The 12,588-nt window shown below is 58.4% G+C and carries 8 protein-coding genes and 2 pseudogenes; 2 read left to right on the top strand and 8 right to left on the bottom strand.

Going from position 1 to position 12,588, the window contains the following annotated elements; genetic code table 11:
* Positions 1–145 precede the first annotated feature (145 nt).
* Positions 146–1,126 (top strand): annotated as a pseudogene (locus PSTEL_RS13210) (aldo/keto reductase).
* 19 nt (positions 1,127–1,145) lie between these two features.
* Here PSTEL_RS13210 and PSTEL_RS13205 read toward each other — a convergent pair.
* Entirely contained in the window at positions 1,146–2,030 is an 885-nt protein-coding gene (locus PSTEL_RS13205; protein ID WP_038695938.1) for a LysR family transcriptional regulator, read from the bottom strand.
* 157 nt (positions 2,031–2,187) lie between these two features.
* Between PSTEL_RS13205 and PSTEL_RS13200 the strand changes: the two genes are divergently transcribed.
* On the top strand, positions 2,188–2,925 hold the full coding sequence (locus tag PSTEL_RS13200; RefSeq protein ID WP_038695936.1) for an SDR family NAD(P)-dependent oxidoreductase: 738 nt from the start codon (positions 2,188–2,190) through the stop codon (positions 2,923–2,925).
* 33 nt (positions 2,926–2,958) lie between these two features.
* Here PSTEL_RS13200 and PSTEL_RS26970 read toward each other — a convergent pair.
* The 7 genes and pseudogenes from PSTEL_RS26970 to hutH form a co-directional block, all read right to left on the bottom strand.
* Positions 2,959–3,075: pseudogene (locus PSTEL_RS26970) on the bottom strand (DNA-binding response regulator); the annotation flags it as partial.
* Positions 3,076–3,330: 255 nt separating this feature from the next.
* Entirely contained in the window at positions 3,331–5,139 is a 1,809-nt protein-coding gene (locus tag PSTEL_RS13190; protein ID WP_038695932.1) for an LTA synthase family protein, read from the bottom strand.
* A 147-nt stretch (positions 5,140–5,286) separates the two neighbouring features.
* Positions 5,287–6,618, bottom strand: coding sequence for an amidohydrolase family protein (locus PSTEL_RS13185; protein ID WP_038695930.1), 1,332 nt, complete (start codon positions 6,616–6,618; stop codon positions 5,287–5,289).
* Complete coding sequence (locus PSTEL_RS13180) at positions 6,602–7,903, bottom strand: Zn-dependent hydrolase (RefSeq protein ID WP_052098436.1); 1,302 nt, start codon at positions 7,901–7,903, stop codon at positions 6,602–6,604. Before PSTEL_RS13180 ends, PSTEL_RS13185 begins: the two co-directional genes overlap by 17 nt.
* Positions 7,896–9,140: an imidazolonepropionase gene (gene hutI, locus PSTEL_RS13175; RefSeq protein WP_052099226.1), complete on the bottom strand. Its 1,245-nt coding sequence runs from the start codon at positions 9,138–9,140 to the stop codon at positions 7,896–7,898. Before hutI ends, PSTEL_RS13180 begins: the two co-directional genes overlap by 8 nt.
* A 66-nt stretch (positions 9,141–9,206) precedes the next feature.
* Complete coding sequence (gene hutU / locus PSTEL_RS13170) at positions 9,207–10,868, bottom strand: urocanate hydratase (protein ID WP_038700852.1); 1,662 nt, start codon at positions 10,866–10,868, stop codon at positions 9,207–9,209.
* Between the two features lie 4 nt (positions 10,869–10,872).
* A complete protein-coding gene (hutH, locus tag PSTEL_RS13165) occupies positions 10,873–12,414 on the bottom strand; it encodes a histidine ammonia-lyase (RefSeq protein ID WP_245624946.1) in 1,542 nt (513 codons plus the stop codon).
* Between the last annotated feature and the right edge of the window lie 174 nt (positions 12,415–12,588).

Raw genomic sequence — 12,588 nt, 5'->3', positions numbered from 1 at the left:
TTGGATTATAAACAATCCTGAACATTATACATGAAATGTAAATTAAATGGGTATGCGGTTTCTATCAAGGGGCCAAAACTTGCACCTCTCTTCTTTCAGAGCTAAACTGGGACTCGAAACCATATATTAGTAGAGGAGGATGAATATGCAGTATTCGAGACTCGGCAGCAGCGGCCTGGAGGTATCCCGGATCGTTCTGGGGTGCATGAGCTACGGAGAACCGGGAAGGGGCAACCATGAATGGTCACTGAATGAGGAACAGAGCCGGCCATTTATCAAAAAAGCGCTGGACCTCGGCATTAATTTTTTCGATACAGCGAATGTGTATTCGGATGGCTCCAGCGAGGAAATCGTCGGCAGAGCTTTGAAGGATATGGTCAGCCGGGACGAGGTTGTCATCGCCACCAAGGTCCATGGGTAAATGCGCAAAGGGCCGAATGGCGGCGGTTTGTCCCGCAAGGCAATTCTCTCGGAAATCGATCACAGCCTCCGGCGTCTCGGTACGGATTATGTGGATCTGTACCAGATTCACCGCTGGGACTACAATACGCCGATCGAGGAGACGATGGAAGCTCTTCATGATGTGGTCAAAGCCGGCAAAGCCCGCTACATAGGAGCCTCCTCCATGTACGCCTGGCAGTTCCAGAAGGCGCTGTTCACTGCGGAACGCCACGGCTGGACCCGGTTCGTCAGTATGCAGAACTATCTGAACCTCCTCTACCGGGAAGAGGAGCGGGAGATGCTGCCGCTATGCGAAGCCGAGAACATCGGCGTCATTCCCTGGAGCCCGCTTGCCCGCGGCAAGCTGACCCGCGACTGGGATGAGACAAGCTTCCGGTCGGAAACCGATAAATTCGGAAAGCTGCTCTATTCGGTAGCGGAAGAAGCGGACCGCAAGGTTGCCGGAGTTGTGAAGGAAATCGCGGAGAGCCGGGGTCTGCCCCGCGCGCAGGTCGCATTGGCCTGGGTGCTCCAGAAGAAGCCCGTTACCGCTCCGATTGTCGGCGCGACCAAGCCTCATCATCTGGAGGATGCCGTGGCGGCGCTTGATGTCCAGCTGACGGACGACGAAATTCGCCGGCTGGAAGAGCCCTATGTGCCGCACCCGGTCATGGGCTTTCAGTAAGCCGATCAACGCTCTTCGGTCACCAGGCTCCAAGCTTCTCCCTAAGGGCATGAACGAAACGGTACCCGGCCGGCTTCAGCTGATCCACGGAGATGCTGCTTAATATGCCGAAGGTCATCTCCACCAGTCCACCGGTGACCTCCCTGATCACGGTTCCTGGCGGAGCGGACTCTACGGTAATTCTCGGAACGAGCGCCATCCCGAGTCCTTCGGCGACGTAGGCTTTGAGTGCCGTCATGCTCCCAATCTCCATTGTACCCGGAGCTATTCCTCCGGCTTCCCGCAAAATCAGCTCCAGCTTGCGGCGGTAAGGACATGTATCGGAAGTAACCAGCAGACGGTGTCCCTCGAAATCCTCGGGCGACACCGTTTGTCGTTCTTCCAGGGGATGCCCTTTCGGCAGCAGCAAGACGAACTCCTCGCGAAACAGCGGTTCGAAATGGAGCGTTCTCCCCGTATCTGGAGCCGAGCAGAGTGCCAGATCGAGTTCGCCGCGCTGCAGCAGCTCGCTGAGCTGGGGCGTATTGCCGAACATCAGCGAGAATTTCACGTCCGGATATCGGCCTGTGAAAGAGCGGATGACGGCTGGCAGACGATAGCTTGCCGTCGGTTCCGTCACCCCAAGCCGGATATGGCCGGAGCTGCCGTGCGTAAGTCCGGCCATTTCTTCTTCGAGCCGCTCCATATTTTGCAGAAGCGGCCTGCTTCGCTCCGACAGCAGCCTTCCCGCTTCGGTCAGCCGGATGGTCTTCCCTCGTTCGAACAGCTGCATGCCAAGCTCCGCCTCCAGCTTCTGCATCTGCATCGTAACCGTCGATTGGGCATAACTCAATTCTTCGGCAGCCCGAATGAAGCTGCCATGCTTCACAATCCTATGAAACGTATGCAACGCGCGAAGATCCATATCGGCTCCTTCTTCGATAGGCAAATGGCCTGTAGTTCATTTTTTTTGAACTAACTCTTTATATAATTCAATTATACATAATGATGTTCAAGAGCTACAATAACTTTTGCAGGAAGCAGGATTCTACTAATCATGGATATTAAAGGAGAGATGAGAAATGGAGTTACGGGGACGGACTGTTCTGGTTACGGGCGGAGGAACGGGCATCGGCAGAGCGGTATCGCTTGAGCTTGCCCGGCGCGGAGCGTCGGTTGCGATTAATTATTCCAGATCGGAAGCTGAAGCGCTGGAGACGGCAGCGATGATTCGGTCTGCCGGAGGAACGGCTGAGACGTTCAAAGGTGATGTGTCGCTGGATGAGGAGGTGCGAGGCATGACGGATGCGGTTGTCCGCAGCTTCGGAACCTTGCATGCGCTGGTGAACAACGCGGGAATTACCCGGCATATTCCGATGGATGATCTGGAGGCGGCGACCGGGGAAATCTGGGACAAGCTGCTGGACGTCAATGTCAAAGGCATGTTCTTCTGCGCTAGAGCTGCTGCGCCTCACCTGAAGGCAAACGGCGGCGCAATCGTCAACGTAGGCAGCATCGCGGGAACGACGGGGCTTGGTTCTTCCTTGCCTTATGCTGTTTCAAAAGCCGCGGTGCACGGGCTGACCAAATCGCTGGCCCGGGCGATGGCTCCGAAAGTACGCGTCAACTGCATCGTGCCCGGCGCCGTGGCGACCAGATGGTGGTCCGGCCGGGAGGAGCAGATGAACAGGCTGGCACCGCAGCAGCTGCTGGAGCGGATCTCGGCTCCCGAGGATATCGCCCAGCTCATCTGCGCCGCACTGGAGCAGGAAGCGATGACGGGCCAGATCATTACAGCGGACAGCGGCCAGACGCTCTAAGAAATCGCCATGCTCCATTTACTCCAGCCGCACTTACTCCAGCCAGCCCATTTTCTCCGCGATGCCGATCGCTTCAATCCGGTTCTTGGCTTCCAGCTTCACATAATTGCGAACGGTTCCGTAGGAGAGAAAGAGATTGGCCGCAATTTCCTTCCCGGCAGCGAGAACAGCGGGCATGAAGCTTTTCGCGACATCCAGTCCGGTCTTCTCCGGGATTTTTCCTGAATTCATGTTTGTCATGACATGGGGATGACAATTGTCAGGTATTCTGGAGTGGAACCCCACTGATCGAGACTTTACGATGACGCAAAAAAGGCCGCCCGCCAACTGGCGGACAGCCTTATGAGAGAACTTCAACTATCAATACTTGAACGAGTATGATTTAGTCAAGTTTTGTCCTTCTGCTTAGAACAACAAATCCCTGGCGTAATCATCGCCTTCCAGCATATCGTATTCGACCAGCCGGTAATCGTTCAGCAGTTCCTGCTGCGATGCACTAAGGCCGGTCAAGACGTCATCCGAGGCGCCGGTCAGCACATTCTTGCTGAGTCCCGGCAACTGCTGGCGGACTTCATTCAGCAGCTTGTAATAGACGGGCATCTCCTGCCCGGTCATGCGGAACACCTCCGGACCGATAAAGGCCGGGCTCATCGTGCCGACCGGGTCCTTGCCGATATCGAAGTTGGCCAGATAGACAAGCTTCGTCTCATGCTTCTCTCTCGGACTCTTGTCCCAGCCAGCCTGAGTGTAAATATCGGAGGACAAGGCTGGCAGATGATCGCCCCAGAATACGACGATGGTGGGACGCTCGATGGTCTTAAGTTGCTCCGCCAGGTAGGCGAGCGCCTGATCGGTCAGCTTCGTATCCTGCACATAAGTCTCCAGCTCATCCTTCCGCTCCGCCGCAACTCCGTCCACGGTGACGGTAGTCGGACCGTTCAGTCCTTTGGTGAACGGAAAATGGTTCTGCATAGTCACAAGATGCAGGAAGGTAGGCTGGTCGCTGTTCTTCAGCTCCTTCACCGCCTCTTTGACGGCGGCCATATCGGAAATGTATCCGTTCGGCGTCATCCGCTCGGCATCGGACAAATCTTTTTCACTGGTGAATTGGTCAAAGCCAAGTACGGGATAAACCTTATTGCGGTTGTAGAAAGTATCATCGAACGGATGAAGCGCAAGCGCCCGGTAACCCCGGTCCTTCAGAATGCTGACGACGGATGGCATCGAGGACATTTTGACAATGCGCTGCTGATAGGGAATCGATCCGTCATTCAGAAAATACATGGACAGCCCGGTCAGCGCCTCGAACTCTACGTTAGCGGTATTGCCGCCGAATTCGGGAGACAGCAGAAAGCCTGTCGGTGTCTTCGTCTCTTCCGCATGGATGAATGCAAGCGGGTCCTCGCTGAACGTAAACGCCTTAAGCCGGGTCGGGTCAAAGAACGCTTCGTCCATCATGAACATGATGTTGGGAGTCTCTGAAACTGCAGCCCCGCCTGCAGCTGAGCTGACATTGCCGTATTTTTTCGCAATAGCCACGATTGCCTCACGGCTGTATCCTTCAGGCTTCTCCATCAGATTCTGTCTCAGATTGCCCGTAAAAGCATACAGAAAGCCGTTCTGTGTATAATTAACTTTCTGGTTCCAGTAAATATTCTGATAGTTCATCGAAGTTGCAAGTGTGGAATGGCCCCCGACCATCGCCATAAATCCCGCGATCACAGCGACAGACGATACGGTCATAACCCCCCTGACGACTAAACCCGCCTTAACCCTTGGCAGCTTGCGCAGAACATAGACGAGGGCGGCCACCACCGCAATTGCTGCGATGATCATCAGCGGAGAAATCATTCCTTTCGTAATCTTGGCCATCTCACCCGCGTTCTTCAGCAGCATCAGATCCCAGGGAAACAGCGGCTCTCCGGTAGTGGCCAGCTTTTTGTAATCGGCGACGCCCAGCACAAATATGAGGATGAAGGCGATCAGCGGCCCCGCATACATATTCGGCAATATCGAAGCAAAGGCAAGAAGGATAAAGAAGAAGAACAGACTCCCCGAAATGTAGAGCAGCGGATAGTTCGTAATCCAGTTCAGAACCCGAACAACATTCAGATCGAAGGAGGCGGTCTGCATGATGAAATTCAGCAGCAGCCCTCCGACGAGACAGATCAGTATCATAATTCCAAGCCGTCTGCCGGGTAAAAAACGACGCATATGAATCCTCTCCCAAGTAATTTGGACTAAAGATTCAGTATACGCCGCTTATCTTAAAAAAATATGAAAAAGGTTATGGCTGATTCTGCCTTCCCTCTCAAAAGTCCGATAGGATAGCCTGAATGCAAGGCCTCGAACATCTCGGAGTTAGCCCGAAGATGCTCTCCGGCTCAGATCGCCGCACAGTTCGTTCACCCGGCGGGCGATTTCACTTTCCCGCACAGTCTGAAGCCTGCCATCCTGGACAATCGTTCGGCCGCCGACCACAACGTCCCGGATCGCCGTCGGCTGCATGGAATAGACAACTTGAGGCAGAACAGCTCCGCCCGGAAGAAGCGACAGATCCCCGAGATCGACCGACAAGAAATCGGCCGCCATCCCCGCTGCAATTTCGCCTACAGGCAGTCTCAGCAGTTCACCGCCGGCTCTTGTTCCCATATGAAATACCTGTTCCGCCCGGATGCAGGTTCCGTCAAGCCGGTTCACTTTTTGCAGCAGCGAGCACATGCGCATTTCCTCGAAGACGCTGATCCGGTTATTGCTGCAGGCTCCATCCGTCCCCAGCGAGACACGGACACCTGCTTTCAGCAGGCCGGGAATATCCGTGACACCGTCCGCGAGAAACATATTGCTTGACGGACAATAGGCAAGTCCCGCCCCTTTGGCCCCGAGCAGCGCAATTTCATCAGGCTCAAGCCAGACCAGGTGGACCGCGATCATCCGGCCAAAGGCGACGCCGAGCCGGTTCAGATAAGGGACGGTTCTCAGGCCGTACTTCGCCAGCGTCTCTTCCACTTCGAAACGCTCCTCAGCCACATGGATATGAAACGGAGTATCCAGCTCCTCCGCAAGCCGGGAACCGGCTTTGATCATCTCCGGCGACGCCGCATGGGGGCTGTGGGGGGCCGGATGAATGGATACCATCTGATTCCCCTGATATTTGGCGGCGAGGAGACGGGTCCGGGAGACCGCTTCTTCCACCGTCTCCCGGTATGCGGCGGGTGCGCCGCTCCAGTCGTATAACGTTCGTGCCAGGACAAGCCGGATTCCGAGATCCTCCGCCGCGCGGATGACGGCTTCATCGCAGGCTGTTCCTCCGTTATGGACATAGAAGAAGTCGCAGACCGTCGTCACGCCGTATTTCAGCATTTCGGCGAACGCGAACAGTGCGCCGGTATAGATTGCTTCTTCGTCGAGAAAAGGCGTATACCTGTAAAGCGCACGGTCTCTCCACTCCAGAAAAGGCTGATCGACGGCGATGCCGCGCAGCAGACTCTGAAAGGAATGGTTGTGGGCATTGACCGTACCCGGAAGCAGGGCTTTTCCGTTCCAATTATAGACCGTCGCATTCGGATATTTGGCTTCAAGCGCAAGCCGCGCTCCGGCTTCAATAATCAAGCCTTCCTCCGTGCAGACAGCAAAGTCCGGCTGGAATTTCCCTCCGCTATAGACAAGATCCGCCTTATACAGCGCCTTCATGGGCCTCATCCCTCCCATCCAGCGACTGGTCCAATGACTGGTCCAGCACAAGCAGCGTATGCAGCAGCACATTTCCGGCACATAAAATATCTGCCATCCGGCTTTCCTCATCGGGGCAGTGGCTCTTGCCGCCTATGCTCGGAACGAACAGCATGCCGCTGCGGGTGACCGACGCCATATGCGCGGCATCATGCCCCGCCATGCTGGCCAAGGTCATTGCCGGGACTTGCAGCCGCTCCGCCTGCCGTTCCGCAATCATCATGATCCCCCGGTCCATAGGTACGGGAGACTGGTTCAAGATCGGCGTTCTCGTAATCTTAACCTCTCGCGTTTCGGCTGCGCGGCGGAGCGCCTCGTCCCACGCCGCCAGCAGATGCTCCATCTGGGCTTCAGTTGCGGCCCGGAACTCGGCTGTCAGCAGCGCTTCACCCGGAATAATGTTGGCTGCTCCGGGCGTAACGCCGATCATGCCTACGGTTCCGACCACTTCGGGAGCGGGGGCAAGACGGCAAATCTCTTCGGCGGCCAGTATAATTTCGGCGGCGGCTGCCAGCGCATCCCGCCGGTCGCTCATCAGCGTTGTCCCGGCATGGTTGGCCTCCCCTGTAAGGCGAATTTGCTCCCGGTAGATGCCTGTGATCGAGCTGACAATACCTAGCGGTATGCGCTGCCTGAGCAGCCGCTTGCCCTGCTCGATGTGCACCTCAAGATAGGCAGCCAGCGCGCCTGGCGGAATAACCGCGCGCTCCAGATTCCCGGGATCGCCACCCGCTTCTTCAAGCGCTTCGCTTAGCAGCCTGCCTTCATTGCTGCGGGCATCCCTGATTTGGCGGGATGACAGCTTGCCGGATGCCGCCCTGCTGCCGAACGTCGAGAAGCCGTAGGCATTGGGCTCCTCCGCGCTGAAGGAGACCAGCACAAGGGGATGCCGGGTCTGATGCCCGGCATCCTTCAGCGTTCGCAGCACTTCCAGCGCCAGAAGCACGCCGAGCGCGCCGTCGAACTTGCCGCCATTTGGTACTGTATCCAGATGGGAGCCGCAGACAAGCGGAGGGAGTTTCGGAATGCTTCCCGGAATGCTGCCCCAAATATTCGCCGCCTCATCGGTCCGAATGCTGATTCCTTCGGCATGAAGAACGGTCTTCAGCCACTCTCTTCCCTTCAGATCGGCTTGGGAGAACGCCGTACGGTACAGCCCCCCGCCTGTTTCTCGTCCGATCTCTCCAAGCTCGCGGATCGAGGACTCAAGCCGTGAACCATTCAGATGCAGCTTGCCGCTATCCAACGAGCATTCCTCCTTTGACGACAACCTCTCCGTTCTTGATCACGGTGTCCACCAGATTCATTCCGTAGTAATACTGGAGCTGCTTGTAGTTGTCCGCCTTGAACAAGACGACATCACCCTTCTTCCCCGCTTCGAGACTCCCGATGGAAGAGGCTCTTCCAACGGCATATGCCGCATTAATCGTGCACGCGGTTAACACCTCCGCAGGTGTCATCCTCATGGTGAGACAGGCGGCGTTCATGACGAACGGCAGCGAGCAGGTCGGGGAAGTTCCCGGGTTGCAGTCGGTTGCCAGCGCGACCGGAACCCCCGCCTCGATCAGCGCCCGGGCTGGAGCGGGCGTCTCCATCAGGAAGAGGGCCGTTCCGGGCAGCAGGACGGCAATCGTTCCGCTGCTAGCCAACGCTTCAATCCCGGTGTGCGACACCTTGAGCAGGTGATCAGCCGATACGGACCGCAGCGCGGCGGCCAGCTCTGCCCCGCCGAAGCCCTCCGCAATCTCATCCGCGTGGAGCTTCAGCTTCAGGCCAAGGGCTGTCGCGGCTTCCTGGATTCGGGCGGTCTGAGAGATATCGAATACTCCCTGTTCGCAAAATACGTCGCAGAATTCGGCCAGTCCCAAACTAGCGACCGTCGGCAGCATTTCCTCGATGACCAGCTTGACGTAATCATCCGGACGTCCAGCATATTCCGGAGGAATGGCATGTGCGCCCATGAAGGTGGAGATCACATCGACATGGTGATTCCGGTCCAGGCTCCGGATGGCCCGAAGCTGCTTAAGCTCGTCTTCCACGGTCAGGCCGTAACCGCTCTTCACCTCGACCGTGGTTACGCCGTGCAGCAGGTAGCGGTCGAGACGCGATTTGGCCTCCGTGACCAGAGCCTCTTCGGCGGCCGCTCTCGTCTGGCGCGCCGTACTCAGAATCCCGCCGCCCTGTTTCAAAATATCGAGATACTTGGCGCCGTGCAGCCTCATTTCGAGCTCGTTCTCCCGGCTTCCCGCATAGACGGCATGAGTGTGGGAATCAATCAGCCCGGGCGCGGCGACCATGCCTCGGGCGTCGATGACCTCTACCTTCTCCAGAGCCTCTTTCGAAATAGAGCCCATGAACAGCTCCGCCAGCGTATCGGAGCCGCAGAAGGCAATTACGCCGTCCTCAATAATGACGCTCCCGTCCGCGATAACGCCAAGCCGCGACATCTCTCTGCCCTTTCTGGGCCCGCGCCCGCCGTCCATACACAGCAGTTGTGAGGCTTGCTTAATATAGGTCAGCTTCGCCAATTTGCTCCCTCCTTCCTCTCCTTATGAAGTGAGTCCCGGAATCTTCAAGCCTTTCTCGGCCGCTGTCCGCACGGCCTCCTCGTATCCGGCGTCGGCATGCCGGACCACGCCCATGCCCGGATCGGTCGTCAGCACACGCATGAGCCGCCTGGCCGCTTCCTCCGTTCCGTCCGCCACAACGACCATTCCCGCATGGATGGAGTAGCCCATGCCGACGCCTCCCCCATGATGCAGCGATACCCAGCTTGCTCCTGCCGCCGTATTGAGCAGCGCGTTCAGGAGCGGCCAATCCGCCACAGCGTCGCTGCCGTCTCGCATATTCTCCGTCTCCCGGTTGGGAGAGGCCACCGATCCGGCGTCCAGATGATCACGGCCAATCACAATTGGAGCTTTAAGCTCACCCGCAGCAACCATCTTGTTGATGATCTGGCCGAACCGGGCCCGCTCGCCATAGCCGAGCCAGCAAATACGTGATGGCAGCCCCTGAAACACCACTTTCTCGCCCGCAAGCCGAATCCACCGGCACAGCCGTTCATTATCACCGAACTCGCGGAGAATCGCCTGATCCGTCCGCAGGATATCCTCCGGATCACCGGAGAGGGCGGTCCAGCGGAACGGCCCTTTGCCTTCGCAGAACTGGGGACGAATGTATTCCGGAACAAAGCCGGGGACAGAAAAAGCATCCTTGACTCCCGTCTCAAGCGCGATCTGCCGCAGGTTGTTGCCGTAGTCAAAGGCTACCGCTCCAAGCTTTTTCATATCGAGAATCGCCTGCATATGCACAGCCATGGTCAATTTGGATAGCCTGACATATTCAACGGGATCACGGCTTCTCAGCGATGCCGCCTCAACCAGCGTCATTCCTGCAGGAACATAGCCGTTCAGAGGGTCATGGGCCGAGGTCTGGTCGGTCACCAGGTCGGGAATGCAGCCGCGCCGGATCATCTCCGGCAGTACGTCGGCAGCGTTGCCCGCAAGGCCGATCGAAAGCGGGCGGCCCTCCTTCTTCGCCTCTGCGGCGAGTTTCAAGGCGTCGTCCAGATCGCTTGCAAACACCTCGCAGTACCGGGTGGCGAGCCGCTTCCGGATTCGCTCCGGGTCGACATCGACGGCGATCACCACGCCACCGTTCATTGTCACAGCGAGCGGCTGGGCGCCACCCATGCCGCCCATTCCGGCGGTAACGACCAGCCGCCCATTCAAAGAGCCGCCGAAATGCCGGCGCCCCGCCTCTGCGAACGTCTCGAAGGTTCCTTGAAGGATTCCCTGCGTTCCGATGTAGATCCAGCTTCCAGCCGTCATCTGGCCGTACATCATCAGACCTTTGCGATCCAGTTCATGAAAGGTCTCCCAGTTCGCCCAGGCCGGTACGAGATTGGAATTAGCCAGCAGCACCCTCGGCGCATCTGTGGTCGTGCGGAATACGGCAACCGGCTTGCCCGACTGGATCAACAGCGTTTCATCATCCTCCAGCTCCTTGAGCGCCGAAATGATCCGATCATACGCTTCCCAGTTCCGCGCGGCGCGACCGGTGCCACCATACACGACAAGCTCCTCCGGACGCTCGGCGACCTCCGGATCGAGATTATTCATCAGCATGCGCAGCGCGGCTTCCTGCACCCATCCCTTCGTACACATCGAGCTTCCCCTCGGAGCTCGGATCACCCGCTTCTGTTCCGGCATCATCTTACACTCCTTTCGTTGGCGGGCTAGGGCTTATGCCTATGCCTATGCCGCTCTCGGCGACCCAGCCGCGCGACTTCATGGCTCTGGCCAGCCGCTCGATATCGCCGCTCATCACCCGGTCCTCCGTGAGCGGCGGAACGACAGCCCGGATCGCCGCCAGCAGGCGGCGGGTCGCAGGAGCAAGCTTATCCGCGCCGCGGATTTCGGCGGCCTGCGCCGCGCAGATGGCTTCGATCGCCAGAACTTTATAGGCGTTCCCGACGATCTTCGCCGCATGGCGGGCGGCTGTCGTCCCCATGCTGACATGGTCCTCCTGGTTGCCGGAGGACGGAATGGAATCCACGCTTGCCGGGTGGGCAAGCGTCTTGTTCTCGGACACGAGCGAAGCCGCCGTGTATTGAAGAATCATCATGCCGGACTGCAGCCCGGGGTCCGGACTCAGGAATGCCGGCAGATCGTTCAGCAGCGGATTGACGAGACGCTCGGTCCGCCGCTCCGAAATGCCGGCCAGCTCCGCCATGCCGATCCCAAGGAAATCCATGGCGAAGGCGATCGGCTGGCCGTGAAAATTGCCGCCCGACACGATGTCTCCCGTCTCGGCGAACACGAGCGGGTTATCGGTGGCAGAATTGATCTCGATCCGCAGCTTCTCTCTCACGTAGCCGAGCACCTGGCGCACAGCGCCATGCACCTGCGGGATGCACCGCAGGGAATAGGCGTCCTGTGTGCGAAGCTCCCCCGGCGCCGTCGTCAGGAAGCTGCCGTGCAGCAGCGCGAGCAGCCTTTCAGCCACCAGGCGCTGCTCCGGATAGGGCCGCGCCAGATGGGAATCCGGCGTGAAGGCCGCCGGGATTCCCCGCAGCGCCTCAAAGGTCAGCGCCGCGATGCCGTCCGCGAGTCCCGCCAGCGACTCGGCTTCCAGAACGGCCAACGAGCCGATGGCCGTCATCGCCTGTGTGCCGTTGATCAGCGCCAGCCCTTCCTTGGCCTCCAGCACAGCCGGCTTGAGCCCCGCCCGCCGCAGTGCTTCGCCGCCCGGCAGCCGCTGATCGCCATACCAGGCCTCGCCCTCTCCGACGAGGACGAGCGCCAGATGGGCCAGCGGCGCAAGATCGCCGCTCGCTCCAAGCGACCCCTGCGAAGGAACAACCGGTACGATGCCGCGGTTCAGCACATCGAGCAGCAGATTGAGTGTCCCGGCCGTGATACCGGAGCAGCCCTTCGCCAAGGCGTTGGCCCGAAGCAGCAGCATCGCCTTAACCGTGGAAGGCGGAAGAGGCCTCCCAACGGCGCAGGCATGGCTGCGGAGCAGATGAAGCTGCAGCTTGCGGGCAGCCTCAGGCGGGATCAGCGTATCGCTGAATTTGCCGAACCCCGTCGTGACGCCGTATACTCTTGTGCCCTTCTTGACCTTATCTTCGATTACCTCCCTCGAACGGGCGACCCTCTCAATCGCATTCGGAGCTGCCGCCGCCTGTTCCCCGGTCCGGACAACCGCCTCCAGCTGCTCCAGGGTCAGGCTCTCGCCATCAAGCTGTATCACCTGCCAAGGCCTCCCCTCCATATCGTTAGGCTTCCGGTCTTCTGTCAGAGAAAAAGGCGGCTCCGGGACAAATCCCCCGAATAACCGCCCTCACCTCGGCATCATTCTCTTGTATATCCCAATCTTATGACAGGGGCTGCTGCAATATGCCCGCTTGAAGTGGTACATCTGCCC

Origin of the sequence: Paenibacillus stellifer, assembly GCF_000758685.1 — a bacterium.
Taxonomy (GTDB): Bacteria; Bacillota; Bacilli; order Paenibacillales; family Paenibacillaceae; genus Paenibacillus_AQ; species Paenibacillus_AQ stellifer.
Note: the sequence above shows the minus strand (reverse complement) of the source record. Positions and strands in the feature narration are given on the sequence as shown.

Coding starts and splice junctions, on each gene's coding strand:
- PSTEL_RS13205 (WP_038695938.1), bottom strand. CDS start 2,030: ATGGATCTTCGCGCGTTGCATACGTTTCATAGGATTGTGAAGCATGGC.
- PSTEL_RS13200 (WP_038695936.1), top strand. CDS start 2,188: ATGGAGTTACGGGGACGGACTGTTCTGGTTACGGGCGGAGGAACGGGC.
- PSTEL_RS13190 (WP_038695932.1), bottom strand. CDS start 5,139: ATGCGTCGTTTTTTACCCGGCAGACGGCTTGGAATTATGATACTGATC.
- PSTEL_RS13185 (WP_038695930.1), bottom strand. CDS start 6,618: ATGAAGGCGCTGTATAAGGCGGATCTTGTCTATAGCGGAGGGAAATTC.
- hutI (WP_052099226.1), bottom strand. CDS start 9,140: ATGGACGGCGGGCGCGGGCCCAGAAAGGGCAGAGAGATGTCGCGGCTT.
- hutU (WP_038700852.1), bottom strand. CDS start 10,868: ATGCCGGAACAGAAGCGGGTGATCCGAGCTCCGAGGGGAAGCTCGATG.